General features: G+C 71.4%; 27 protein-coding genes. 8 read left to right on the top strand and 19 right to left on the bottom strand.

Going from position 1 to position 24,694, the window contains the following annotated elements; all coding sequences use genetic code 11:
* Positions 1–36: 36 nt before the first annotated feature.
* The gene (locus tag DAI20_RS09155) at positions 37–1,047 is read right to left on the bottom strand and encodes a LacI family DNA-binding transcriptional regulator (RefSeq protein ID WP_108250245.1); all 1,011 of its coding nucleotides are present in this window, start codon (positions 1,045–1,047) and stop codon (positions 37–39) included.
* Positions 1,048–1,131: 84 nt separating this feature from the next.
* Positions 1,132–1,392 carry a hypothetical protein gene (locus DAI20_RS09150; RefSeq protein WP_159084983.1) on the bottom strand — a complete coding sequence of 87 codons (261 nt, stop codon included), beginning with the start codon at positions 1,390–1,392 and terminating at the stop codon, positions 1,132–1,134.
* Positions 1,393–1,528: 136 nt separating this feature from the next.
* Between DAI20_RS09150 and DAI20_RS09145 the strand changes: the two genes are divergently transcribed.
* The 3 genes from DAI20_RS09145 to DAI20_RS09135 all read left to right on the top strand — a co-directional run bounded on the left by DAI20_RS09145 (position 1,529) and on the right by DAI20_RS09135 (position 3,946).
* Positions 1,529–2,101, top strand: a complete 573-nt coding sequence (locus DAI20_RS09145; RefSeq protein WP_108250621.1) for a GNAT family N-acetyltransferase — start codon at positions 1,529–1,531, stop codon at positions 2,099–2,101.
* 279 nt (positions 2,102–2,380) lie between these two features.
* A complete protein-coding gene (locus DAI20_RS09140; protein ID WP_108250243.1) occupies positions 2,381–3,136 on the top strand; it encodes a GntR family transcriptional regulator in 756 nt (251 codons plus the stop codon).
* 81 nt (positions 3,137–3,217) lie between these two features.
* Positions 3,218–3,946 (top strand): alpha/beta hydrolase family protein, encoded by a 729-nt coding sequence (locus DAI20_RS09135; RefSeq protein WP_108250619.1) that lies wholly within the window; start codon positions 3,218–3,220, stop codon positions 3,944–3,946.
* Positions 3,947–4,201: 255 nt separating this feature from the next.
* Here DAI20_RS09135 and DAI20_RS09130 read toward each other — a convergent pair whose 3' ends face one another.
* Together DAI20_RS09130 and DAI20_RS09125 are read right to left on the bottom strand one after the other, a co-directional pair.
* Positions 4,202–4,855 (bottom strand): putative glycolipid-binding domain-containing protein, encoded by a 654-nt coding sequence (locus DAI20_RS09130; RefSeq protein WP_205781402.1) that lies wholly within the window; start codon positions 4,853–4,855, stop codon positions 4,202–4,204.
* Positions 4,856–4,946: 91 nt separating this feature from the next.
* Positions 4,947–5,603, bottom strand: a complete 657-nt coding sequence (locus tag DAI20_RS09125; protein ID WP_159084982.1) for a hypothetical protein — start codon at positions 5,601–5,603, stop codon at positions 4,947–4,949.
* A gap of 110 nt (positions 5,604–5,713) precedes the next feature.
* Here DAI20_RS09125 and DAI20_RS09120 point away from each other — a divergent pair, with 110 nt between their 5' ends.
* The gene (locus DAI20_RS09120) at positions 5,714–6,055 is read left to right on the top strand and encodes a biopolymer transporter Tol (RefSeq protein WP_108250241.1); all 342 of its coding nucleotides are present in this window, start codon (positions 5,714–5,716) and stop codon (positions 6,053–6,055) included.
* Between the two features lie 82 nt (positions 6,056–6,137).
* On the opposite strand, the gene DAI20_RS09115 is transcribed toward DAI20_RS09120, so the two are convergent.
* From DAI20_RS09115 to DAI20_RS09095, 5 genes are all read right to left on the bottom strand, one after another.
* Positions 6,138–6,638, bottom strand: coding sequence for a cupin domain-containing protein (locus tag DAI20_RS09115; RefSeq protein WP_108250240.1), 501 nt, complete (start codon positions 6,636–6,638; stop codon positions 6,138–6,140).
* Positions 6,639–6,730: 92 nt separating this feature from the next.
* Entirely contained in the window at positions 6,731–7,474 is a 744-nt protein-coding gene (locus DAI20_RS09110) for a formylglycine-generating enzyme family protein (protein ID WP_205781401.1), read from the bottom strand.
* A gap of 44 nt (positions 7,475–7,518) precedes the next feature.
* Positions 7,519–8,124 carry a TetR/AcrR family transcriptional regulator gene (locus DAI20_RS09105; protein ID WP_108250239.1) on the bottom strand — a complete coding sequence of 202 codons (606 nt, stop codon included), beginning with the start codon at positions 8,122–8,124 and terminating at the stop codon, positions 7,519–7,521.
* 2 nt (positions 8,125–8,126) lie between these two features.
* Positions 8,127–8,684 (bottom strand): hypothetical protein, encoded by a 558-nt coding sequence (locus DAI20_RS09100; protein WP_108250238.1) that lies wholly within the window; start codon positions 8,682–8,684, stop codon positions 8,127–8,129.
* A gap of 155 nt (positions 8,685–8,839) precedes the next feature.
* Positions 8,840–9,574 carry a YqjF family protein gene (locus tag DAI20_RS09095; RefSeq protein ID WP_108250237.1) on the bottom strand — a complete coding sequence of 245 codons (735 nt, stop codon included), beginning with the start codon at positions 9,572–9,574 and terminating at the stop codon, positions 8,840–8,842.
* Between the two features lie 280 nt (positions 9,575–9,854).
* Between DAI20_RS09095 and DAI20_RS09090 the strand changes: the two genes are divergently transcribed.
* Positions 9,855–10,292: an iron chaperone gene (locus DAI20_RS09090; protein WP_108250236.1), complete on the top strand. Its 438-nt coding sequence runs from the start codon at positions 9,855–9,857 to the stop codon at positions 10,290–10,292.
* Positions 10,293–10,417: 125 nt separating this feature from the next.
* On the opposite strand, the gene DAI20_RS09085 is transcribed toward DAI20_RS09090, so the two are convergent.
* The 3 genes from DAI20_RS09085 to ychF form a co-directional block, all read right to left on the bottom strand.
* The gene (locus tag DAI20_RS09085; RefSeq protein ID WP_240605991.1) at positions 10,418–11,854 is read right to left on the bottom strand and encodes a hypothetical protein; all 1,437 of its coding nucleotides are present in this window, start codon (positions 11,852–11,854) and stop codon (positions 10,418–10,420) included.
* A 245-nt stretch (positions 11,855–12,099) separates the two neighbouring features.
* The gene (locus DAI20_RS09080) at positions 12,100–12,774 is read right to left on the bottom strand and encodes an SDR family NAD(P)-dependent oxidoreductase (RefSeq protein ID WP_108250235.1); all 675 of its coding nucleotides are present in this window, start codon (positions 12,772–12,774) and stop codon (positions 12,100–12,102) included.
* Positions 12,775–12,832: 58 nt separating this feature from the next.
* The gene (ychF, locus tag DAI20_RS09075) at positions 12,833–13,906 is read right to left on the bottom strand and encodes a redox-regulated ATPase YchF (RefSeq protein WP_108250234.1); all 1,074 of its coding nucleotides are present in this window, start codon (positions 13,904–13,906) and stop codon (positions 12,833–12,835) included.
* A 166-nt stretch (positions 13,907–14,072) separates the two neighbouring features.
* Here ychF and DAI20_RS09070 point away from each other — a divergent pair, with 166 nt between their 5' ends.
* The 3 genes from DAI20_RS09070 (at position 14,073) to DAI20_RS09060 (ending at position 16,919) form a co-directional block, all read left to right on the top strand.
* A complete protein-coding gene (locus tag DAI20_RS09070; RefSeq protein WP_108250611.1) occupies positions 14,073–14,717 on the top strand; it encodes an exonuclease domain-containing protein in 645 nt (214 codons plus the stop codon).
* Positions 14,718–14,837: 120 nt separating this feature from the next.
* Positions 14,838–15,188 carry a VOC family protein gene (locus DAI20_RS09065; RefSeq protein ID WP_108250233.1) on the top strand — a complete coding sequence of 117 codons (351 nt, stop codon included), beginning with the start codon at positions 14,838–14,840 and terminating at the stop codon, positions 15,186–15,188.
* A gap of 306 nt (positions 15,189–15,494) precedes the next feature.
* The gene (locus DAI20_RS09060) at positions 15,495–16,919 is read left to right on the top strand and encodes a DNA recombination protein RmuC (RefSeq protein ID WP_108250232.1); all 1,425 of its coding nucleotides are present in this window, start codon (positions 15,495–15,497) and stop codon (positions 16,917–16,919) included.
* Between the two features lie 3 nt (positions 16,920–16,922).
* Here the strand turns inward: DAI20_RS09060 and rox are convergent, their stop codons facing one another.
* From rox to DAI20_RS09025, 7 genes are all read right to left on the bottom strand, one after another.
* Positions 16,923–18,401, bottom strand: coding sequence for a rifampin monooxygenase (gene rox / locus DAI20_RS09055; protein ID WP_108250231.1), 1,479 nt, complete (start codon positions 18,399–18,401; stop codon positions 16,923–16,925).
* 305 nt (positions 18,402–18,706) lie between these two features.
* The gene (gene glpX, locus DAI20_RS09050) at positions 18,707–19,693 is read right to left on the bottom strand and encodes a class II fructose-bisphosphatase (RefSeq protein WP_108250230.1); all 987 of its coding nucleotides are present in this window, start codon (positions 19,691–19,693) and stop codon (positions 18,707–18,709) included.
* Positions 19,694–19,822: 129 nt separating this feature from the next.
* Positions 19,823–20,686 (bottom strand): phosphogluconate dehydrogenase C-terminal domain-containing protein, encoded by an 864-nt coding sequence (locus tag DAI20_RS09045; RefSeq protein ID WP_108250229.1) that lies wholly within the window; start codon positions 20,684–20,686, stop codon positions 19,823–19,825.
* Positions 20,683–21,477 carry a sugar phosphate isomerase/epimerase family protein gene (locus tag DAI20_RS09040; RefSeq protein WP_108250228.1) on the bottom strand — a complete coding sequence of 265 codons (795 nt, stop codon included), beginning with the start codon at positions 21,475–21,477 and terminating at the stop codon, positions 20,683–20,685. Before DAI20_RS09040 ends, DAI20_RS09045 begins: the two co-directional genes overlap by 4 nt.
* A complete protein-coding gene (locus tag DAI20_RS09035; protein WP_108250227.1) occupies positions 21,474–22,262 on the bottom strand; it encodes a triose-phosphate isomerase family protein in 789 nt (262 codons plus the stop codon). Before DAI20_RS09035 ends, DAI20_RS09040 begins: the two co-directional genes overlap by 4 nt.
* Entirely contained in the window at positions 22,262–22,732 is a 471-nt protein-coding gene (locus DAI20_RS09030; protein ID WP_108250226.1) for a ribose-5-phosphate isomerase, read from the bottom strand. Before DAI20_RS09030 ends, DAI20_RS09035 begins: the two co-directional genes overlap by 1 nt.
* Positions 22,729–24,516 carry a dihydroxyacetone kinase family protein gene (locus tag DAI20_RS09025; protein WP_108250225.1) on the bottom strand — a complete coding sequence of 596 codons (1,788 nt, stop codon included), beginning with the start codon at positions 24,514–24,516 and terminating at the stop codon, positions 22,729–22,731. The genes DAI20_RS09030 and DAI20_RS09025 overlap by 4 nt, the downstream gene beginning before the upstream one ends.
* Between the last annotated feature and the right edge of the window lie 178 nt (positions 24,517–24,694).

Below are 24,694 nucleotides of genomic sequence, written 5' to 3'. Positions count from 1 at the left end.
ACCTCGGAGCCGACGACTCCACGGGCTGCGAGTCGGTCAGGCGACCGGTGCGGCGATGGAACCGCGCTCGATGTACCGCGGCGGCACGAGCTCGACGTGCGGCGGCACCTTCCCGCCCACCTGCCGGAGAGCGAGCGCGACCGCGGGGAAGCAGGTGTCGTCGGGCACGAGCGGGATCGTGTCCAGGGGCGGCTCGAAGTGCTCGGTGCTGAAGCTGGAGCACGCCGAGAGCACCGACATGTCCCCCGGCACCGAGATGCCGCGGTCCCTGAGGATCCCGAGCGCCGTCGTCTGCACCGACTCGTCGGAGTGCATGACCAGGCCTGTCATCCCGGGCAGCGCGTCGGTCAGCCCGTCGAGGGCTGCCCGCACGCTCGGGCCGTCCCGGTCCGCCATCTCGAACGCCACGTCCATCCCCCGATCGGCACCGGCGGCGAGGAACGCGTCGCGGAAGCGGCGGGGGAAGTTGGAGCCGCGGTCGTAGATGGCGTGCGGGTGGCCGATCAGCCCGACGGAGCGGTGACCGGCGGCCGCGAGATGCTCGAGCGACAGGTCGGCGGCGGCCTCGAAGTTCATGTCGACGCACACCAGCCCCTCGGTGTCTCGCGGCACCCCGACCAGCGTCGCCGGGATGTCGAGGGTGCGGAGCAGGTCGATGCGCTCGTCCTCGTCCGACACGTCGAGCACGATGACCCCGTCGACGAGGCTGCTCGTGACGACGCGGCGCAGACCACCAGCCCCCTCGTCCTGGGTGAGGAGCAGCACGTCGTAGTCGTGCTCGCGCGCGGCCCGCACGACCGAGAGGACGAACGCCATGTGGGCGGGCGCGTAGGTCTCGGAGTGCAGCGGGGCGGTCAGCGCGAAGATGTTGGTGCGGTCACCCGCGAGCATGCGCGCGCCGGCATGGGCGCGGTAGCCGAGCGTCTCGACGGCCTCGTTGACCCGGATCCGCGTGGCCTCGGCGATAGAGCGCTTGCCGGAGAGCGCGTAGGAGACGGTGGAGATGGAGACGCCCGCGAGCTTCGCGACATCGTGAATGCTCGCCACTGGTCCTCCGTCGTCCGACGGCTCTCAGTGTAACCACGCGCCGACGGGGCCAGGAACGGGCTCTGGAGTCGCCCGTCGGCCGGTCTAGTCGCGTCCGGTGCCGGGCTCGGAGCCGGGTCTGGAGGACCTCCGCCGTCCGCCGTTCCGGCCGATGAGGAAGAAGGTGACCCCGAGAACGAGGAACGGCAGGCCGGCCGCGCGGCTGTCGATGCCCAGCAGCAGCACGAGCCCGAGAAGGCCGAAGACATAGCCGAGCACCTGGTACGAGGCACGCTGGCCGCCGCCGCCCCCGTCCTTCGCCATCTTCTCGTCGGCCACCGGTTCTCCCCCTCGTCGCGTCGCCATCGCGTCGCCACTCAGGCTACCGACCTACCGGGCGGGCGCGACCGGTGCCACCATGGTTCCGTTCGCCGACGCCGGATCCGTGATGGCGGTCGGCGGCGCGGTGGTTCTGGGTGGAGCGGACGGAGGCGGGAACGGGATGATCGAGGTGCGACCGGCGCATGACTTCGACGACATGGCGGTGATGTTCGCGCCGAAGAAACCCGAGTCGTCGGTGTGCTGGTGTCTGTCCTGGCGACTCTCGTCGAAGGAGAACCGGTCGCTCGTCGGCACCGCCCGTGCGGAGCGCGTGCGCGAGCTGTGCGCCCGGGACATCGCCCCGGGCGTGCTGGCGCACCTCGACGGCGAGGTCGCCGGGTGGGCGGGGGTCGCCCCGCGCTCCGAGCTGCATCCGTTCGCCCACTCCCGCAAGATCCCGCACGTCGACGACCTTCCGGTCTGGTCCATCTGGTGCATCCGCGTGCGCCCGGGGTACCGCAGGCACGGCATCACGGGCGCGCTCATCGACGGCGCCGTCGAGTACGCGCGGGCCTGTGGTGCGCCCGCCGTCGAGAGCTACCCGGTGGACAACGGCGGCGAGCGCGTTGATCAGACGATGGCGTTCGTGGGGACCCGCGCCATGTTCGAGCGCGCGGGCTTCACGAAGGCGGCGGACACGGACTCCATCGCGGGCGGCTTCCCCCGCATCCTCATGCGGCTCCCCCTTGGGTAGGTAGCACGGCGCCTGGGGTGAGGGCGGCACGGTGATCACGGTCGCTGAGCCAGTCGAGGGACGCACCGCACCTCGCGTCGCTCCCCTTACGGTCCCTGAGCCCGTCGAAGGGACGCACCGCACCTCACGTCGCTCCCCTCACGGTCCCTGAGCCTGTCGAAGGGACGCACCACCCCTCACGTCGCTTCGACGAGCCCAGCGACCGTATGCATCCCGCCTTGCTAATGTTCTAACAAGCGTACGAAGTGCGATGTTTGCGACGAAGGAGCGTGAGTCCGGATGCCCGACGAGAGCACGCTGCCCGCCGACCTGTTCTCGGACATGGATCGAGCCGGCCCCATCCCCCTGTACCACCAGGTCGCGACGCGCATCGAGTCGGCGATCCTGAACGGCTCCCTGCCCGCGGGCGCGCGGCTGGAGAACGAGATCGCGCTCAGCCAGCGGCTGGGGCTCTCGCGGCCCACGATCCGGCGCGCCATCCAGGACGTGGTGGATAAAGGCCTCCTCGTGCGCAGGCGCGGAGTCGGCACCCAGGTCGTGCACGGCCAGCTCAGCCGCAAGGTCGAGCTGACGAGCCTCTACGAGGACCTCGCCCGCAGCAATAAGCAGCCCTCCACGAAGCTCCTCACCCACCAGGTCGTCGGTGCCGACGAGCGGATGGCCGAGATCCTCGACGTGCCCCTCGAGTCGCCCGTGCTGCACGTGCGCCGGCTCCGCTACGCGGACGGCGTGCCCATCGGCGTGCTCGAGAACTTCCTGCCCGAGACCTTCACCACGATCACCGCGGCCGAGCTCGAGACGTCGGGGCTCTACCAGGTGCTCCGGGCCCGCAACGTCACGATCCGCGTCGCCCACCAGAAGATCGGGGCGCGCACCGCCACCGCCGAGGAGGGCCGCCTGCTCGAGATCGGGCATGGGGCCGTGCTCACCATGGACCGGACGGCGTTCGACAACTCCGGCCGAGCGGTCGAGTTCGGGCACCACTGCTACCGCCCAGACCTGTACTCGTTCGAGGTCACCCTCGTAGACAAGTGATCCCGCCGCGGCGAGCAGCAAGCGCTGACGCCCGGCGCGACGGTCTCGGCGAGGGCGGCGGCTCGGAGTAGCGTGCCGATCGTGGATGTCGCCCTTCCCACGTCCGTCGGACCCTCCCGCCTCGTGGTGGACGAGGCGCCCGCCGCGCGCGCCGCGCTGTGGCTGGGTCACGGCGCCGGCGGCGGCGTGAACGCGGTCGACCTCGCCGCACTGGCGGCGCGCCTGCCCGCCCTCGGCATCACGGTGCTGCGCTACGAGCAGCCGTGGCGCACGGCGGGCAAGAGGGTGGCGGCGCGGCCCGCGACGCTCGACGTCGCCTGGCTCGAGGCCGCCGCGGCCGTCGCGGAGCTCACGCCCGGGCTCCCCCTCGTGATTGGCGGCCGCAGCGCCGGTGCCCGCGTGGCGTGCCGCACCGCGGCTGCGGTCGGCGCGTCCGCCGTCGTCTGCCTGTCGTTCCCGCTGCACCCGCCGGGCAGCGGCCCGGAGAAGTCCCGCCTCGGCGAGCTCCTGTCGCCTGCGGTGCCGGTGCTCGTGCTGCAGGGCGATCGCGACGCCTTCGGCTCCGCCGCGATGGTGCGGGCGGAGGTGGCCGAGGCCGCCGCGCACGCCCGTGAGTACTCTGCCGCCGCGGAACAGGCGGAGCAGGGTGCCGACGCTGGCGGATCCGCCACCGAACGGATTCGCGTGGTGGAGGTGGCCGGCGCCGACCACGGCCTCAAGGCGCTGAAGGGTTCGCCGCTCACCGCCCGCGGCATCGCCGACCTCGTGGTCGAGACCACGGCGGCGTTCGTGCTCGACCTCGTCCGATAGCCGCCGACCCCGCTCGCCGGCCCGCCTCCCTCTGCACTCCGGCTCCCCCTCCTCGTCCGCGCCGCGGTCCCGATCCCCCCTCCCCGTCACCGTTCGCAATTCAGGCCCAGCTGCGACACGCCGCGTTTCGACGGGGTCCAAACGCGGCGTGTCGCAGCACAGCCTGAATCCGGAACGGGATCCGCGGAGCTGCGGCAGCGGAACGGGTGCTGGTATTTCGCCGGCGAGGACGCCGACCGGCTGGCCTGAACGCGCTCAGCCGGCCACGCGCCGGGCGAGGCCCTCGTAGTCGCGCACCCAGCCGTCGGCGTCGTACTCGATGACGGCGCCGTTCCCGGCATCCCCGTAGCGGATGCGGTCGCCCGACAGGACCTCGTAGGTCTGCGCCGACGCGACGACCTCAAGCGTCGGTGGCAGCACCCACGCACTGCCGAGCCGAACCACGGATCCCGGCTCCGTGGCGAGCAGCCCAAGCCGCCGCACCGGCAGCGCGTTCGTCAGGGGCGAGCCGCCGATGTCCACGTCGACCGCGCCACGCAGCGCCTCCGGATCAGCGATGCCGGGTGGTGCGGGGGCTCGAACGCCGCTGCCGTCGAAGGACGCGATATCGGCCTCGCCCGCCGCAGCCGACACCGACGTCCACTCGTTCCCGTTCCGGGTCAGCTCGAGGTCCCGAGTCCAGCCAGCGCCCTCCGCGTGCGCAACCAGCCGCGTCGTGGCCCACCGGGCGTCGGTCCACAGCTCGTAGCTCAGCGCGTACGGCACGGGATCGACGGCGTGCTGCGACCCCCGCGCCCGCAACCCGCTCCGGTCGTCCACCACGACGACCTCCCAGCCAGGAACGTCGGTGCGCAGCCACATCAGCACCGCAGGCAGCGGTTCACGAGTTGCGTCGGCTGCATCGGACACGGCACCATCCTGCGCCTCGCGACGACGCTCGGTGAAGGATGCCGTCCCCTGCCAAACGAGGAGGGCAGATCTGTCTAGCCCCCGAGGGCGATCACGAAGCCCCGCGTCCCATTCGCGTCCTCGCGCTGGCGAGGAGGCCCATCGCGAGGAGCGTCGACGCGGCCAGCCCCACCTGGAGCACGGTCGCGACTCCCAGTCCGGCGATCCCGACCAGCAACAGAACGCGGGCGACCCTGCCCGGAAGCAGTGCGCCGACGACCGCGACGACCATCGCGGGCACCGCGACCACCGCGGCCGGGCCGACGGCCGAGAACCAGTAGTGCTGCGGATGGACACCGACCGGCACCGTCTCGTACACCCGGGCCGCGGCATCCCAGGTCCACAGCAGCATCGAGGTGACCGCGCCCACGGCGAGCGCGGTCAGCGCGATCCGCGCCGCGCGGTCATTGCGCAGCCGGGCAGCGACCAGCACCCCAATCACGGCCACCGCGATCGTCATCGCGCCGGACTCCACGACGGGCTGGACGAGGCTGAGGCCGTCCCCGCAGATCCAGGTGCCCGCGCCCTCGCTGCCCGGCGGCGGCATGCTGCATCCGCTGTGCAGCACCTCCCGCAACAGGAACACAATGGTGACGACCATCATCAGCGCTGAGATGGCGCCTCCGAGCACCCACCACGTCGCGCTGAGGGGGATGTGGTCTCGGGTACGAGCGCTTTCGATCGGCTCCGGGGGACGCGCGATGCTCACGCACCCACCCTAGAAGCAGCGGTGCGACCGCCCGTGCACCCCGTCGTGGACCCACGCTGCGCCCGAACCGGGACCCACTCCCCCGCGCCCCTCAGTTGTACGGTCGAGGGATGACCGAGCCCGACGACACCGCGCCCGGCGACTCCGATCCGGACGACGAAGCGTCAGACGACGAACGGTGGCTCATCGTCGACAGGCGCCGGTGGCGCCGCACGGATCCCTCACTGCCCGAGGACGTCGTCCAGGCACTGAAGTCGCACCTCGGCCGGGGCCGGTCGGGAGTGCGGGTGGCCAAGCGCGCCGGAGACGAGGACGCGGTCGCCGCGGCGCGCACCCGCGTCGGCCTCGCGAAGCACGGTCTCGGCGAGCGCGGCCCCTACTGGTGGGACGACCCGGAGGACGTGCGCCTCGCTCGGGCTCACGAGGCACTCCGCCAGCTTGACGCGCTCTAAGCCGGCCAGGGCATCCCCGTGTAGCGGCCAGACTGATCCGCCGCTCGGCTGAGCACAGGGCCGTCGGCGCCCTCACCCCTCGCTACACCAGCATCTCGTCCTCGGGGTACCAGAGGCCGTGCGTCGCGCACAGATCGGGGATGCTCTCGAAATCGAACTCGATGCCGTACCGGGTGCCGAGGTCGGCCAGGAACACCGGATCCGGCACGCCCTCGAAGTCCACGAGCTCCTCGAAGAAGAGCTCGAACCCCCCTGGCGAGATGATCTCGAGGATGCGGCACGGCTCGTCGGCGGGGTTCCAGAACGTGTGCCACTCGTTGCGCGGCAAGAAGACCAGGTCGCCGACGTGCGCAGTGACGATGTCCGAACCCAACTGCGCGCCCGTGGATCCTTCGAGCACGAAGGAGTACTCGTCCTCCCGCGAGTGGCGGTGTAGCGGGGCCGCCAGGGCCTTCGGCGGCATCGGATGCTCGACGATCGAGACCGTGCCGCCGGACTGCTCGGACCAGAGCATGAAGCGGACACCGAGCGTGCCGAGATCGCCGAACTTGCCGTCCTTCGGTCCCACGATTGTTGCGGACATGACGCGCCTCCATCACCGGTGATCGGGTGCCGTGCTGCACACCGTACGGAGGCAGAAACGACGCCGTCAATGGGACGGGACCGCGGCCGGCGTCACCGCCGCGGGGTCCAGCCGGGCGGAAGAGGTCCGTCGTACGCGGCCCGTTCTCGGTCCGCGAGCAAGGACCAGCCCTGAGCCTCCCCCTCGGCGTCGAAGCCGCCCCGTGCGACGCGGAACCCGACGTCATCGTGGTGCATGCGCGGCTCGCCCCCGCGGCGCGTCGAGGCGCGCACGCTCCAGGCGTCGTCCGCGAAGCCGCCGCCGCGGAACACCCGGTACTCGCCGTAGCGGGCCGGGTCGAGCAGGTCCCAGCACCACTCCCACGCGTTGCCGAGGGTGTCGAAGAGCCCGTTGAGGTTGGGCAGCTTCCCGCCGACGTTCTGCGGCGTGCTCACCCCGTCCGCGGAGGTCCAGGCGACCTCGCCGAGCGGCCCGTACGTCGCGCTCGTCGATCCCGCCCGGCACGCGTACTCCCACTCGGCCTCGGTCGGCAGTCGGTAGCCGTCGGAGGTCACGTCCCACACGACGTCCACCCCGTCGAACCGGTACGCCGGGTCGTAGCCCTCCCACTCCGACAGCGCGTTGCAGAAGCGGATCGCGGCGAACCAGCTCATGTCCGTCGCGGGCCGCCGGGGATGACGCGATGGCGCATCCGCGTGCTCCGCGTACAGCTCCTCCGTGACGGCGAACACCGCGATCTCGAAGGGCTCGAGCTCGACGGTCCACTTCCGCTTCCGCCGGGCGTCGTGCATCGCCACCGTCCCGGCCGGGATGCTCGCAAGCTCGACGTCGATCACTCCGGAAGTGTTCCACATCCCGCCGCCCGAGAGTCCCGGGCCGGTCACTCGCGATGTGGGACAGCGTCCTCCCGCAGCCCGTCGAGGTGGCGCTCGATCAGCGCCTGAGCCTGCGTACGGGGGAACTCGCCGGGGCTCCACAGCGCGTGCAGCGCCGCCCCGTCCAGGACCGCGTGCAGGATCCTCGCCTCATGTACCCGGTCACGCCCGGCGCCGAGCTCTCCCGCGGAATCCAGCGCATCGATGGCGGCGGCGCACACCTGGGCGACGCCGCCCGTCAGTTGCACCGCGGCGGGTCGGAGGGCCGGATCCGTCAGCGCGAGAACCCCGAGCTGCGTCTGCGCGACGAGCTCCAGCCGGCGGTCGGCGTCGAGCGGCAGCAACTGCGCGAGCACATCGGAAGCCCAGGCCCGCCCCGAGGACGTCTGCGCGATGATCCTCCTCGCCACCCGCTCCTGGATGAGGGCGAGACAGTGCTCGCGCAGCGCGTGCTGCGTGGGGAACGAGCGCCGCAGCGAGGCCGGGGCGATGCCCGCCTCCTCCGCGACCCGCCGCACCGAGAGGGCTTCGAGGCCGTCCCGATCGAGCACCCGGAGCGACGCCTCGGCGATCTCCCGGTTACGTTCGTCATGGTCGATGAGCTTCGGCACGACTATCGACTCTCCGCGGCCCGGTAGGCGTGGACCCGCCCCTTCTTCGGCCAGACGGTGTAGCTCGCGGCCCAGAGGATCTCGATGGCCACGATGAATCCGAGGATCGGGAAGAAGCCCGTGAGGTCCTGCGTACGAGCCGGGCTGTTCACGAGCGCGATGAGCGCCGCGAGAATTCCGGCCGCGATGACCGCGGCGAGCGCCGTGCGGGCCACGTCCTTCCAGCACTTCGCCGTGTAGGCCCGCCCGGTCAGCACCTCGGGTGCTGGACCATCACCGAACCGATGCTGGAAGCGCGCGTCGGCCCACGCGATCATCCGGTGCCCGTACGCGACGGAGACGCCGATGTAGAGGGCGGCGATGCCGTGATGCACGGACGCGTGGCCCCCGCCCAGAAGGTCGACGGCGACGAGGGCGAGCAGGAGCACGTCGACCACCGGCGCTCCGATGAGGAGGAGCGCCCCCAGGCGCGGCCGGTGGAGCAGGTAGCGTGCCGCCAGGCCCCCCACGAGGAAGACCCAGAAGGCCACTTCGCACGCCACGATCGCACCGAGTACCACGGCTGTCCCTCCTGCAGCGCCGGTCGCGCATGTCGCATTCTATGTTAGTACGCCTGTACTCACAAAACACGCGGTCCTTGCCCCCTTGCGGAGGAAGGCGCGACCTCAGCGCCCCCAGTGATCCAGGAACCGAACCCGCGTCGGTCGTCCTCGCACTAGTTGAGCCACTTGCCCCGGCCGAACCTCGAGTTCACGCCCGGGCTGAAGAGCACGGAGTCCGGCGGCCCGTCGACGACGCCGGGGAGCCCCGCGGCCGCCATCAGCTCGTCGTGGAGGAACGTCACCCCGGCCGGGTGCAGCACCCACGGCTCGTGCTCGTTCGGCAGCCACTGCGTGCGGCCGAATCGCTCCTGGAAGAGCCCCCACCGGGCGGTGAGGAACTGCGACAGCTCGTCGTCCACCGTGCGGGTCGGGTCGACCGTGACGGCGAGCTGGAACCGCGGACCCGGCTCCGCCGATAACGGGACGATGCGGCGCGACGCGTACTCCCAGCCGCCCGGGCGGGGCCGGTGCTCGCTACGGGCCCACATGTACGGGAGGGAGAAGAGGGCTCGAGCCGCGAGCACCGCCGGCAGGCTCGACGCCTCGAGCGACCGGAACACGACGCCCCGCCGCCCCTGCTCGTCCACCCCGTACAGCCGCACGTTGACCTCGGTGAAGGATCCCCAGCGTGCGCCCACGGTGAGCGGTCCTACCCGCGCATCCCCCAGTTCGAAGGCGATCAGGCCTACCCAGGTGGAACCATCGAAGACGTCGGGGACGACCCCGCGCGGCAAGAGCGGAGCGACCCGCTCCACCGGAACCCGCCAGTGGACGAACGCGACCCGCCGCCACTCCTGGGCGGCGACGGTGTAACCCGGCAGCGGCGGTGCCGTGCGCGATATCTCCATGACGGATCCCACTTCCTGCGTGCTGACCGGCGGCCTCGCGCCCGGGTTACAGCTGGAGCGAAGCCTCCCGAACGCTACGCCCCCGACGTGTGTGCGACCTCGGCGTGGGCGCGGATGCATCCGGGCCCGGTGGGCTCCTCGCCGCGTCCTCACGCAGAAGGATCGGCACACGGCCTGGCGGACGGCCGAGCGGACCCGGGGAAGCGGACCGGGGAGGAACAGTCGTAACGTGATGCCAGGGCCGCGGAGGGCCCAGGACCAGACCGCAAAGGAGCAGAACATGGCTGAGAGCACCGCCGGACTGTCCAAGGAGGAACGCGAGGCTGTGAAGCAGCGGGCCGCGGAACTGCGCGCCCAGGAGAAGGCCGGGAAGTCGCGGGCCGCGGGCGAGCAGGCCGTCCGCGAGGCGATCGCGGAGATGCCGGACGAGGACCGGACCCTCGCCGAGGGCATCCACCGCATCGTCGCCGACGTCGCCCCGCAACTTCTGCCGAAGACCTGGTACGGCTTCCCGGCCTACGCGGACGAGCACGGCAAGATCGTGGTCTTCTTCAAGGCCGCGTCGAAGTACACCACACGGTACGCAACGCTCGGCTTCGAGGAGGCCGCGCAGCTCGACGACGGCGACCTCTGGGTCACCTCGTTCGCCCTGAAGGCGCTGACCCCGGAGACCGAGAAGACGATCACTGACTACGTCCGCAGGGCCGCGGGTAGCTGACGGCACGCTGCGGCGGCAGTCGAGGGATCCACCGGTAGGCGAGGGATCCACCGGTAGGCGAGGGATCCACCGGTAGGGGAGGGATTCACCGGTCCTGTCCTCGGCGGGAACTCGCGCAAGCCGCGCTACCGGGGCGCGAGGAGGATCTGCACCGCCTCGATCCGCTTGCCCGCACCCGTCGTGCCCGCGGTTCCGCCGTCCGTGACCCAGGACTGCCAGCCGACGTCCTGCACGTGGGCGCGGTAGTGGATGCTGTACCGGTTCGCCATCTCGCCGGTCAGCCGGATCTCGAACGCCTCCAGGCGCAGCCGCTGCCCGGACGTGCCGATGGGATTGGCCGAGGACGTCCACGGCTGCCAACCGATCGACTGCACGTGCCCCCGCCACTCGACGTCCCCAGCGAAGGCCGTGCTGGAGACCTTCAGGCGCAGCGCCTCGACCCGGAGGGACCGGCCCGTGGTGCCGGCGACGGTCCCGTCCGACACGTTCGCCGTCCAGCCGAGGTCCTGCACGTGGGCGGCGTACACGGCGGTGAACGCCGGTGCGACCTTCGGAACCAGCTCGATCGTGACGGCCTCCACCCGGCGGCTCTGCCCGACCGTGCCGGCGGTGGCTCCGTCGACCCCGTACGGCTGCCAGCCGATGTCCTGAACGTGGGCCCGATACCGGATGCTGTACTGCGAGGCCAGGTCACCCGTCAGGCGCAATTGAAATGCCTCCAGGCGCAGTCCGCGCCCGGTGGTCCCGATCGCGGAGGCCGACGTCGTCCAGGGCTGCCATCCGATCGACTGCACATGCCCTCGCCACAGGATGTCGCCGGATAGGCGGTCACCTGCGACAGAGAGGCGCAGCGCCTCCATCGGCAGCGACCGACCGGTCGTGCCCGCCGTCGCGCCGTCCGAGACGCTCGACTGCCAGCCGATCGTCGCGACGTGGGCCTGATAGACCCCGGTGCACGTCATGTCGTAGTCGTAGGTGCCGTCGGTCCACTGCGTGAGGTGCACGGGGCCGCCGGAGAAGCTGCGATTCAGGCACAGGTCAGATGCCTCGCTGGCGCGGTCGAGGCGCCCCGCGGGCGACCAGACGGGCACGTCCGGAAGCTGCCACGATCCGGTAATCTCCTCCCAGCCGCTCGCGTAGGAGTAGATGCCGGTCGGGTATCCGGCGTCTCTCAGTGCGGCCAGGAGCCCGGAGATGACGTACCGGTTCTCCTGCCGCTGTGCCGCTGTCGAGCTGGGCCAGGGCTGCCGGGGGCGGGGCTCGACGTCGACCCAGATCCTCTCCGGACGCCAGCGCACCTCGTCGACGGACGCGATGGCGGCGCGCCCCTCCGCGTAGCCGACGTTGCGCAGCCGGTCCGGCCTCGTGATCGCGGGCCAGGGTCCGTCGTCGCCGTAGGTGGTGTACTGCGCCGTCGTCGGGAACGTGGCCATGGCGTAGGCCTGAGCCCGGACGCCCCGGTCGCGCACCCACTGGAACTGCCCCGCGAGGCACGGGTTCTCGGTGAACGCGAGTCCGTTCGTCAGACCCACGACCACGAACTCCGTGTCCTCGGGCGGCATCGGAAGACCGCCAGGACACTGCGGCCACGAGACGTCGTGTCCGTAGTCGACTGCTCGGGCGGGAGCGGTGAACCCCACGCCGAATGCGAGCACAAGTAAGACCGCCAGGAGCCGGAGCGTCGTTGCCCGGGAGCGGCGGCCTGGTCGAAGAGCACCACGGCCGGCCATCATGGCCCCCCTATTCGAAGGATGACCGCATCATGCCACTCGGCCGCCCCCGCCGCCAGGGGTCGCCGTGCCTGGGCTTACTCGCGGCCCTCCTCGAGCGGGATGAGCATGGTGCGGAACGGAGCCGCACCGGCGTGCAGGTCCCAGATGCGGTCGGCGACGTCGTCGATGCCGTTGGGTAGCTGCAGCTTGGGGATACCCCCCGGGATCACGAGCTGCCGGACGTTGACGCCCTCGTCCTCGAGCGCGTCGTGCAGCATCTCACCGTAGGCGCTCTCGGCGGGGAACGCGATCGAGGTCCCCGCGAAGCCGGCGCGTGCCTTCACCGAGGTTCCGCCGTTGATGAGGAGGATGCTGCCGCTTCCCGCCTCACGCATGGCGGGGAGCACCGCGCGGGCCGCGTGGATGAGTCCGAGAGCGGAGAACTGCAGGGCCTCCAGCGCCAGTTCCGGCGTCAGGTCGAGCACCGGCTTCAGGTAGTCGCGGGAGGGCAAGGGGCTGTACTGCAGAGCGGTGACCGGGCCCAGCTCGGCGGCGGCACGCGCGAGGGCGTCCTCGAGGGCCGCTGGCGTTCGCACGTCCGCGGTGTAAGCACGCGCCGTGAGGCCGCTCGCCTCGAGGTCCGCGACCATCGCGTCGAGCTTCGACTGATTGCGGGAGATCAGGGCGATGGAGAAGCTCTCGCGCCCGAACCGTCGCGCTACAGCCGCCCCGAGTCCCGGTCCGGCTCCGATGATGGCGAGTACAGGCATGTGATTCCTTCGTTCAGGTGAAGCGAGACGGGTTCGCCTCCGAGCTAACTCGCTCGAGCTACACGTTGAAGCGGAACTCCACGACGTCACCGTCCTGCATCACGTAGTCCTTGCCCTCAATGCGGGCCTTGCCCTTGGCACGGGCCTCGGCCATCGAGCCGGCGGTGACGAGGTCGTCGAAGGAGACGATCTCGGCTTTGATGAAGCCCTTCTGAAAGTCCGTGTGGATCACGCCGGCGGCCTGCGGGGCCGTCCAGCCCTTGTGAATGGTCCAGGCGCGGGTCTCCTTGGGACCCGCCGTGAGGTAGGTCTGCAGGCCGAGAGTGTCGAAGCCGATGCGGGCGAGCTGGTTGAGCCCGCTCTCGTCCTGGCCGGTGCTGGCGAGCAGCTCCGCGGCATCCTCGGGGTCGAGGTCGATGAGCTCGGACTCGATCTTCGCGTCGAGGAAGATGGCCTCGGCCGGCGCGACGAGGGCGGCGAGCTCGGCCTTCTTCGCGTCGTCGGTGAGCACGGTCTCGTCCACGTTGAAGACGTAGATGAAAGGCTTCGCGGTGAGCAGGCCGAGCTCGCGGACGGGCTCGAGGTCGATGCTCGACGACGACAGCGGCTTGCCCGTGTCGAGGTAGGCGTGGGCGGCCTTCGCGGTCTCGAGCACGCTCGGGTCGAGCTTGCGGCCCTTGATCTCCTTCTCGTACCGGGCCTCGGCGCGCTCCAGCGTCTCGAGGTCGGCGAGGATCAGCTCGGTGTTGATGGTCTCCATGTCGCTCGCGGCATCCACGCGGCCGTCGACGTGCACGACGTCGGAGTCCTCGAAGCCGCGGATGACCTGCGCGATCGCGTCCGCCTCGCGGATGTTCGCGAGGAACTTGTTGCCGAGCCCCTCCCCCTCGCTCGCGCCGCGCACGATGCCGGCGATGTCGACGAAGGACACCGGCGCGGGCAGGATGCGCTCGCTGCTGAAGATGCCCGCCAGCACGTCGAGGCGCGGGTCGGGGAGGTTCACCACGCCGACGTTCGGCTCGATGGTCGCGAACGGGTAGTTCGCGGCGAGCACCTGGTTCTTGGTCAGGGCGTTGAAGAGGGTGGACTTGCCCACATTGGGCAGCCCGACGATTGCGATAGTGAGAGCCACGGGAGTCCATCGTACGGGGAGGAGATGCGCGGGCCCTCCGGGTGGCGCGGGCGCTGCATCCCGCCGCTCCTGTGGATGGGGTCGGCCGCCGCACTCGCGATACCTCTGCACGGGGTCAGGGCGTGGCAACCCGGCAGCGTCGGAGGCCCGTGTCAGCATGACCAGCGTGTCACTGGACTTCACCGCAATCGACTTCGAGACCGCCAACTCCTCGAGCGCCTCGGCGTGCTCCGTGGGGCTGGTGAAGGTACGAGGCGGTCGCGTCGTGGATCGCGCGGGGTGGCTCATCCGCCCGCCACTGGGGCACGACGAGTTCTCGGAGTGGAACACGCGCATCCACGGGATCCGCGCCTCGGACGTGATCGCCGCCCTCGGCTGGGCTGACCAGCTGGACGACCTGGTCGCCTTCGCCGAGGACGACCACCTCGTCGCTCACAACGCCCAGTTCGACATGGGCGTGCTCTCAGCGGCCTGCATCGCGAGCGGCCTGATGTGCCCCGAGTACTCCTACCTGTGCAGCCTGCAGGTCGCGCGCAAGACCTACCACCTCGACTCCTACCGCCTGCCCGTCGCCGCGATGGCCGCTGGCTTCGAGGACTTCGCACACCACGACGCCCTCGCCGACGCCGAGGCCTGCGCGGCCATCGTCATCCACGCGGCGAAGCGGCATGAGGTGGAGACGATGTCGCACCTCGCGGATGCGGCCGGCGTCACCATCGGCACGATCAGCCACGAGGCGGCGCTCGCCAAGGTGCGCGCGCGGGCCGAGAAGCAGGAGCGCGCGCTCAACCGCGCGATGGCGCTGAGCTGACGCGCTCAGCGGTTGCGCCTGTCCGCCCCGTTCTACCGGTCGGCTCGCCCCTGCTCGATTTGCGGGAGTCGATGCTCAGGGCTAGTGCGGTCGCGCGTCACCCGGCGATAGGTTCCTTGCATGCAGCTGAAGTCCGTGACCGTCGGTATCCCCGTGAAGGATCTGACCCTCGCCGTCGCCTGGTACCGCGCGGCCTTCGAGCTCGGCGAACCCGATCTCGTGCCGATGGACGGACTGAGCGAGTTCGACCTCGGCCCGTTCTGGCTGCAGCTGGCGGAGTCGCCTGAGCGCGCGGGCGTCGAGGGCATCTCGGTCAATCTCAGCGTCGCGGATGCTTCCGGCGAGCGGCAGCGGTTCCTTGGTCTCGGCCTGCCTGTGTCGGAGCTGCAGCATGTCGAGGGCGTCGTCGACTACTTCGAGCTGACCGACCTCGACGGCAACACGATTGGATTCGTCACCGAGCTGAGCTGACGGGCGCGCCGCGTCGGGCTAGTTGCGGGGGTGCTGGAGGTACCCCAACCCCTCCTCCCCAGCGGCTGCCGTTCACGATTCAGGTTCAGCTGCGACACGCCGGCGTTTCGAGGCTCCCAAACACGGCGTGTCGCCGCTCAGCCTGAGTCCGGAAGAGGGCGGCGACGGCGCAGCCTGAATTCCGGAACAGGGCGGCGACGGCTCAGCCTGAAGTCGGGACAGGGCGGCGTACGAGTTGTGCACAGCGGCGGGGCGGCGCGGCGCGGGCTGCCGGGTGATGTCGGTGGTCGGCGGGACACTGAGGGCATGGATGCGCTGCTGTTCCTGATCCTGGGCCTCCTGGTCGGAGGTGCCATCGGCGCGCTCGCGACGGCCATGCTGCTCGCCCGCCGCGCCGCCGAGTCGAAGCGGGACGGTGACGGCGTCGACCCCGCACTCGTCGACGCCCGGCACCGCGCCGAGCTGAGCGAACTCCGCGCCGCCGAGGAGTCCGCTCGGGCGCAGCTCGGCGCCGAGCTCGCGGCCATGCGCGCCGCCCTCGCCGGAAGCCGGGAGCAGCTCGAGCGCTCGGAGTCGCAGTTCCGCGAACGGCTCGAGCAGACGGGCCGGATGCATCGCGAGCAGTCCGCCCAGCAGGAGGAGCGCCTGCGCGACTTCCAGACCCGTCTCCGCGAGCTGCAGGCCGCAGAGGCCGAGCGCGCCGAGTCCGACGGCCGCGTGCTCGTGGCTCTGAGCCCCGTGCAAGAGACCCTGCAGGCCGTGCAGCGCAAGGTGCAGGAGCTCGAGGAGCAGCGCCACCAGCAGTACGGCGAGCTGAGCGAGCAGCTGCGGGCCGCCACGGAGTCCGAGGAGCGGCTGCGGGCCACGGCCGAGTCGCTGGCTGCCGCGCTGCGCTCGAACAGCACCCGCGGCGTCTGGGGCGAGACCCAACTGCGCAGCGTGGTTGAGGCCGCCGGACTACTGGAGCGCGTCGACTTCGACGTGCAGTCCAGCATCAGCTCGGATGCGGGCGCCGGCCGGCCCGACATGGTCGTGCACCTGCCCGGCGGCAAGAGCATCGCCGTGGACGCGAAGGTGCCGTTCACCTCCTATCTCGAGGCCAGCGCCATCCCGGCGAGCGCACCGGCCCCCGAGCTCGCCCGACGCGAGCGCCTCGTGCAGCAGCACGTGAAGGCTGTGCGCGACCACATCACCACCCTCGGCAGCCGCACCTACTGGTCCGGGCTCGGTTCGAGCCCCGAGATGGTCATCGCCTTCATCCCGAGCGAGTCCCTCGTCGCGTCCGCGCTCGAGGCCGACCCGTCCATCCTCGAGTACGCGTTCAGCAAGCGCGTCGCCCTCTCCTCCCCCGTGACGCTGTGGTCGGTGCTGAAGACCGTCGCGTTCAGCTGGCAGCAGAGCGTGCTCACCGAGGACGCCAAGGAGCTGTTCGACCTCAGCCGCGAGCTGTACTCGCGCATCGCCACGACCGCGAATCACGTGGACAAGCTCGGTCGCTCCATCAAGGGCACCGTCGCGGACTACAACCGCTTCGTCGGCTCCCTCGAGCGGCAGGTGCTGCCGTCCGCGCGCCGGCTCAGCGCGCTCGACTCGTCCAAGCTCCTGCCGCCGCTCGCGGTCATCGAGGACACCACGCGCGACCTCACGGCCATGGAGCTGCTCGCCGAGCTCGACGGGGCCCGCGACGAGCTGGCCGGCATCCGTGACGAGCTCGAGGGCGCCCGCGAGTAGGCCTCAGCCCAGCGCGGGGGCGCCGAACCAGCGCGGCAGCCGATTGAGCAGATCCCGCTGATCGTCGCCGACCCACACCACGTGGCCGTCGGGGCGCAGCAGGACGGCGGGCACGTTCAGCTCGTCGCCGACGTCTGTGACGCGGTCGATCCGGTCCTCCCAGCCGGCGATGGAGAGAACGCCGATGCGGTCGAGCAGCAGCCCGCGACCGTCGCGCATCCGCTCGTAGAGCCGACCCCGGGACAGCGCGATGTCGCGCAGGCGCCTGCCGAGCAGGGCGTCCCCGTCCCCGCGATGGCCGTCGCGCGTGCCGTTCTCATGGCCCTCGTGAGTGGCGCCGACGTCGTAGCGGATCCCGATGCCGGTGATCCTCTCGATCAGGAGGCGGTTCACCTCCTCGACGCCCATCAGCTCCTGCAGGAGGCGGCGCACCGCCCGGGGCCCGGGCTCCGGCAAGATGAGCTCGGACTGCACGCGGGTGATGGTCAGCACGTCGTCCGCCACCGGGCGGCGCTCGGTGTCGTAGCTGTCCAGGAGCCCGATCGGCGCCCAGCCGGCGACCGCCGCGGCGAGCTTCCAGCCGAGGTTGAACGCGTCCTGGATGCCGAGGTTCAGCCCCTGGCCGCCGAGCGGCGGGTGCACGTGCGCGGCGTCGCCGGCCAGGAATACCCGACCCTCGCGGTAGCACTCGGCCAGCCGGGTCGCGTCGGTGAAGCGGGAGAGCCAGCGCGGGGAGCGCGCCCCGAAGTCGGTGCCCGCGAACGCGCGAAGTTGTGTGCGGAGCTCGTCCAGGGTGGGCGGCGTGCTCCGGTCCTCGGACACGCTTCCCGCGGGCACGACCGCGCGGAAGAGTCCGTTCCCGGCCGGGCCCACACCGAAGCCGCGGTGCGTCCTGCGGATCTCCTCCACCGCGGCGGCCACCTCGTCGGGCGGCGTCGTGACCTCCACCTCCCCGAGCAGCCACTCGTTCCGTGCGGGCTCGCCGGGGAACGCGATCCCCAGCAGCCGCCGCACCCGGCTGCGGCCGCCGTCGCAGCCCACCAGCCAGGTGGAACGCAACCGCGCGCCGTCCGCGAGCTCGACGGTGACGCCGTCGTCGTCCTGCTCGACGCCCATCATCTCCGCACCTCGGCGGATGTCGGCGCCGAGCTCCACGGCGCGCTCCGTCAGGAGGCGATCGGTGACCGGCTGCGGGATGCCGAGCACGTATCCGTGCGCCGTATCGAGGTCGGGAGGCCAGGGCCGGTCGATGCCCGCGAAGCGCGCGGCGCCGGGGTATCGCGTGCCGTGCGCGAGGAACCGGTCGAGCAGGCCGCGCTGATCGAGGATCTCGATGCTCCGCGGATGCAGGCCCAACGAGCGCACCATCGCGCTCGGCTCCGCATCCCTCTCCAGCACGAGCACGTCGACATCGTGCAGCCGCAGCTCGCTCGCCAGCATCATGCCGGTCGGTCCCCCGCCGACGATGATCACGTCCGTCATTCCGGTCCCCCTCCTCGCGGCGGCTCCGCCCGCCACGGCCGACCATCCTGGCGCCGGACCGGGCCCTTGCGGCAAGCCCCGGGGGCGGCCATATCCTGAAAGTGGCAGGGGGAACAACGCGCGACGGGGGCGGGTCGCCGGACGTCCCTTCGACAGGCTCAGGGACCGTGGGGGGCTCAGGGACCGTACGAACGCCGCGTCCCTTCGACAGGCTCAGGGACCGTCGGGGCGGCACAGGAAGCGCGGGTGTTGCGTCCCTTCGGCGGGCTCAGGGACCGTGGGTGACGTCTCTCAGCGCGGGCGAGCTAGAGCCACTTCTCGATGAGATGGTCGGCCGCCACGCGGCGGACCGTGCCCGAGTGGGAGCGCAGCACGATGCTCTCCGTCGAGATGACCGGCCCGGCGCGGCGCACCCCGTCGAGGAGGAAGCCGTCGGTCACGCCGGTCGCGACGAAGTAGGTGTTGGACCCGCTCACGAGGTCGTCGGCCTCGAGCACGCGGTCGAGGTCATGGCCGGCGGCAAGCGCTGCCGTGTGTTCCGCCTCGCTCTGCGGGTGGAGCCTGCCCTGGATGAAGCCGCCCAGCGCCTTCACCGCGCACGCCGTGATGACGCCCTCGGGCGTTCCGCCCACGCCGACGCACATGTCGATGCGCGACCCCGGCCGGGCCGCGTTCACGCCGCCAGCGACGTCGCCGTCGAGCAGCAGGCGGGTTCCGGCGCCCGCCGCCCGGATGTCCTCGATGAGCTGCGCGTGCCGGGGCCGGTCGAGCACGGCGACGAGCATGTCCTCGACGGGCTTCCCCTTCGCCGCCGCCAGGGCGCGCAGGTTGTCGCCGATCGGGCGGCGCAGGTCGACAAGGCCGATGCCCTCGGGGCCGGTGACGATCTTGTCCATGTAGAACACGTCGGCCGGGTTGTACATGCTGCCGCGGTCGGACACCGCGATGACGGACAGCGCGTTGGGCCGGCCGGCCGCGGTCAGGCTGGTGCCGTCGATGGGGTCCACGGCGATGTCGCACGCCGGTCCGCGCCCGTTGCCCACGTGCTCGCCGTTGAAGAGCATGGGCGCCTTGTCCTTCTCGCCCTCGCCGATCACCACGAGCCCGTCGAAGTGCACGGTGCCGAGGAACTTGCGCATCGCGTCGACGGCGGCGCCGTCCGCGGCGTTCTTGTCCCCGCGCCCGATGAACGGTGCCGCGCGAATGGCCGCGGCCTCGGTGGCCCGCACGAGCTCCATGCCGAGGTTGCGGTCGGGGTGCAGGAAGAGGGATGCGGTCTCAGTGCTCACCATGGGGTGCTCCGAATCGGTTCTGACTGGGTCGATACAGCTGGTGGACCACCGCGGGAAGGGCAACGGTGCCCGGGGCCGAGCTTAGGGGCGGGGGCCGCCGCTCGGGCGGCCCCCGCATCCGACACGGGTCTAGCGCACGATCTCCTTGAGGTGCAGCATGCGCGTGATCACGTGGTCGAGCTGGTCGTCGCTGAAGATCTTCTTCCAGTCGTCCTTGATGATCGACTCGCGGCCGTACTCCATGGCGATGAGGCACGCGTCGGAGAAGGGGTTGTCGCCCTTCAGGGTGTTCGCGAGCGCGACCTGGGTGTGGCCGAGGAGCATGGCGCGGGCAGCCGCCTCGGGCACGCCGACCGTGTGCACGGTCTCGTGCAGCGCCTCGCGGAGCAGGTCGCCGACCATGCAGGCGACCGTCTCGACGAGGGTGGGCTCGAGGTAGGCAAGCTGCTTGACCGTCACCCAGTGCACGTCGATGACGGGCGCGTAGATCACACGGATGACCTCCTCGGCCACCTGGCGGGCCTCGGCGTTCTCGGACTCGAGGGCGGCGACGACCTCCTGCTTCGCGGCGATGCCGCCGAACGTGTCCGCGTACTCCTCGGGCGTGTGGCGCTCGACGAAGACGGAGGGGTGGCAGGGGTGGGCGACCGCGTACTCGATGTCGTCGCGCTTGAACAGCAGGTTCGCGTACGCGGCGGCGGGGTCGAGGGTCAGCACGATGGCGCCGCTCTTCAGCTGGGGCACGACCGAGGCGGACACGGCCCCGAGCACCACGTCCGGCACGGCGAGGATGACGACGTCGGCGTCGGTGACCGCGGTCTCGGTGTCGGTCACCGTGCGGCCGGTCGCGGCGATGCGCTCCTGGCCCGCGGGCGAGTTCTCGCTGTAGAAGACCGTGTGGTCCGTCTTCTGCAGGTTGTTGGACACGCGCATGCCCATCTTGCCGCCGGCGCCGATGACGGCGATGGTGTGGGTCGAGGTGGTCGTGCTCATTCATTACTCCTTAGATAGGCGAGGTTGTGTTCGGTCCAGCGGTTCTCGATCTGCGCGGTCTCCTCGAAGGAGCCCTGCCAGGGCAGCCAGTGCTCGATGATGCGGTTGATGCCGCGTGACTGCGGATCGACCGTGCGCATGAGGTACTCGTAGTCGAGCAGCCCCGAGCCGAGCTCCGCCCCCTCGAGGGTGAAGCCGACCCAGCCGTCGCGTCGGGTAAACGCGAAGTCCTTGACGTGGATGTTCGTCGTCCAGAACGCGCACCGGTCGATGACCTCGTTCGGGGTCTCGAGCGCGGCGAGGCTGTTGGCCGGGTCAAGGCAGATGCCGAGGCTCGGGCTGGCGACGGTCTCCACGAGCGAGACCAGATCCTTCGAGCTGATCTGCTCGTAGGTCTCGAGCGCCAGGTTCACGCCCAGGTCCTCGTACGCCGGCAGGGCCTCCTCGAGCAGGCGCTGCGCCTCGGCGAGGGTAGGGCGGTGATCGGCGGTGTTGATCATGCTCCGCACCAGCCCGACCTTCAGAATCTCCGCCATGCGCAGGAACCGGGCGAGGTGCTCGGCCTGCACGCCGCGGGTGCCCAGCTCCAGGTGGATGCCGAGGTCGTCCGCGAGGGCGAGCACGTCGCGCAGCTGCGCCTCGGAGTAGCCGAGAAGCGGCTGGAAGTCGCAGATCTGGAACACCTCGACGTCGAGCGCGTGGGTGCGGCGCAGCATCTCCTCCAGCGTCAGCGGCTGCGGAGCGCGCTCGGAGTGCTGCCAGAAGAACGCGTAGGTGCTGAGCCCGATCATCGCCCGGCCTCCACGGTCTCGGCGCGCGTCGCGGCCAGAGCCGCTGCCTCGTCGAGCACCGCGCCGAGGGCGGCGGGGTCGTGCGCGAAGCGGCCGAGGAACAGTCCGTCCACGTCGTCGCCCAGCTCGGTGAGCAGGCCCGGGCCGGCGCTGCCGCCGTAGATGACGGCGCTGCCGTCCCTGCCCGGAAGTCCCGCCACGACCCGGCGCAGCTCGGAGGTCACCCGGCGGATGTACTCCGCCTCGGCCGGACGCTCGGCCCCGATCGCCCAGACGGGCTCGTACGCCACGATCACGGCGCCGCCTGGGGCGTCGGCCAGGGCGCTCGACAGCTGTCGCTCGCACTCGGCCACGGCGTCGGCGGCTCCCGTGTTCGCGGCCTCCCCGATGCAGAGCACCGGGGTGAGGCCGTTGCGGAGGGCGGCGGCGGTCTTCGCAGCCACGACCTCCTCGGTCTCGCCGAACAGGCGCCGACGCTCGGCGTGGCCGACCTCGACGACGCGGGCGCCCGCCTCCGCGAGCTCCGCGCCGCTCACCTCACCGGTGAACGCGCCCCGGTCCTCCGAGTAGAGATCCTGCGCGCCGACGAGCACGGGCGTGCCCGCGAGCTCGGCGACGGCCGGGGCGATCGCGACGAAGCTCGGGATGACGAACAGCCCGACGGATCCGTTCGCGACCGCCGGGTGCGACTCCGCGAGTGCGCGGACGCTGCGGCACCAGTCGATAGCCTGACGATGCCCGAAGTACATCTTCAGGCTCACGCCGACCGTGACGCGGGGCGCCATCAGCAGGAGCCGGTGGTTTCGTACTCGTCGATGACGCGCACCTTGTCGGCGCTCGCGCTCGACTCGTCGAAGCGGTAGGTCAGCCACTCGCGGACGAGGCGGCGGGCGAGCTCGAGGCCGATCACGCGCTGCCCCATGGTGAGCACCTGGGCGTTGTTGCTCAGCACGGCACGCTCGACGGAGAAGCTGTCGTGCGCGGTCACGGCACGGATGCCCTTGACCTTATTGGCGGAGATGGCGACGCCGAGGCCGGTGCCACAGACGAGCAGGGCGCGGTCGGCCTTGCCCTCGGCCACGAGCTCGGCGGCCGCGATGGCCACCTTCGGGTAGGCGGTGTGGCCGTCGGCGTCGACGCCGACGTCGGTCACGGACTCGACGAGGTCGCTGCCCTCGAGGTCCCGCTTGAGGGCCTCCTTGTAGTCGAATCCGGCGTCGTCGCTTCCGACGACAAGGCGAAGCTTCTCGGTCATTTCGTTTCTCCCTGTTCTGCGGTGCTCGACGCGGCGGATCCCGCACCGGGAGTGCCGGTGCCTCCGGCCGCGAGCACCGCGGCTATTGCCTCTGTGATGAGACCGAACGAGTATGCGCCCGCGTCCGGTGTGCCGAGGCTCTTCTCAGCGTGCGGACGGGCACGTCCCATGCGCGGCAGCAGGTCCGCCGTGGCGGCGGCCGCGGAGGTCGCGGCGTCCGCTGCGGACGACCAGGCCACCGCAAGGGGTGCACCCGCCATGACCTCTCGGCTCAGCGCATCGCTGAACGGGACGAGCGCGTCGACCATGGTCTTGTCGCCCACCTCGGCCTTGCCGAAGGTCATGATCCCATTCTTCGCCGCCTGCACCCCGGATGCGACCGCGGCCGCCTCGGGACGGCTTTGGTCCCCGAGGTGGGAGGCGACGGCGCGGAGGGCGACGCCCCACAGGGCGCCGGACGTGCCGCCCGCGCGATCCGCCCAGGCGTCCGCCGCGCGCTCGATCAGGGTCTGCGCTCCCGCCCCCGCGGCGAGGGCTTCGGCGGCCGCCGCGCTGGCGGCTCGCGAGCCGCGCTGCATGCCGATGCCGTGGTCGCCGTCTCCGGCGACCGCGTCGATGCGGCCGAGCTCCTCGACGTTCTCGTCCACGACCCGGGCGATGGCGTCGATGGCGGTGCGGGCGAGCACGGCGACCTCGCGCGACTCCGGGGTCGACGGCGGCACGGCGACGGCGGCGTCCTCGACGAGCTCGGCCTCGGCCAGCTGCTCGGCGGGCAGGACGGAGCCCTTGCGGTACGCAGGGGTGTCGACGGGCGCGTTCCAGAGGCGCTCGAGCTCGTCGTCCAGCCAGAACAGGGTGAGGGATGCGCCGGCCATGTCGAAGCTCGTCACGAGCTCGCCGACCTCGGGCTCGACGACCTCGAGCCCCTCGGCCTCGAGCAGCTGCGCGACGCGGCGGTAGACGACAAAGAGCTCCTCGTACTTCACGCCGCCGAGGCCGTTGAGCAGCACGGCGACGCGCTGCCCGCGGGGGCCAGGGACGCCCTCGGGAAGCTCGCCGAGCAGGGTGGACACGAAGAGCTGCGCGAGCTCGTCGGCCGTCGGCACGCCGGACTCGCCGATGCCGGGCTCGCCGTGGATGCCCATGCCGATGGCCATGCGGCCCTCGGGCACGGTGAAGAGGGGCTCGCTCGCGCCGGGCAGCGTGCAGCCGGAGAATGCGACGCCGAACGAGCGGGTGCGCTCGTTGGCCGACTGCGCGACGCGCACCACCTCGTCGAGGGGGTAGCCCGCCTCGGCGGCGGCGGCCGCGGACTTGAAGACGGTGAGGTCGCCGGCGATGCCGCGGCGCTTGTGCTTCTCGGCGAGCGGGGCGCTCGACACGTCGTCGGTCACCACGACCGTGCGGCAGTCGACGCCCTCGGCGCGCAGTCGCTCCTCGGCCTGCGTGAAGTGCAGCACGTCGCCCGCGTAGTTGCCGTAGCTGAGCAGCACTCCCCCGCCGCCGTGCGCGGCCGTGGCCACGGAGTGCACCTGCTGGGCGGAGGGCGAGGCGAACAGGTTGCCCATCGCTGCGCCGTGGGCGAGGCCCTGGCCGACGAGGCCGCCGAAGGCCGGGTAGTGGCCGGACCCGCCGCCGATCACGACGGCGACGGTGCCGGGCTCGGAGCGGGTGCTCCGCACGACGCCGCCCGGCACGCGACGCACGCGGGAGCGGTTGGCGGCGACGAAGCCGTCGATCATCTCGTCGGCGAAGTCGTGCGGGTCGTTGAACAGGCGGGTCATGAGGGGATGGGCTCCAGTGCGCGAGGAAGTAGTGGTACGGCCGGACGGTGTCGCCACCGGGTTCCCGGCGACGGCATCACGGCGGTGCGGCGGTGCGGCGGTGCGGCGGTGCGGCGGTGCAGCTGCGCGTCCGCGTCGCGGGGACTGCGCGGTGCGGTGGCCCGCCCGCCCCGATACG

Origin of the sequence: Planctomonas deserti (assembly GCF_003067705.1) — a bacterium.
Lineage (GTDB): Bacteria > Actinomycetota > Actinomycetes > Actinomycetales > Microbacteriaceae > Planctomonas > Planctomonas deserti.
The sequence above is the reverse complement of the archived record's forward strand: the minus strand, read 5'-3'. Positions and strand labels throughout refer to the sequence as shown.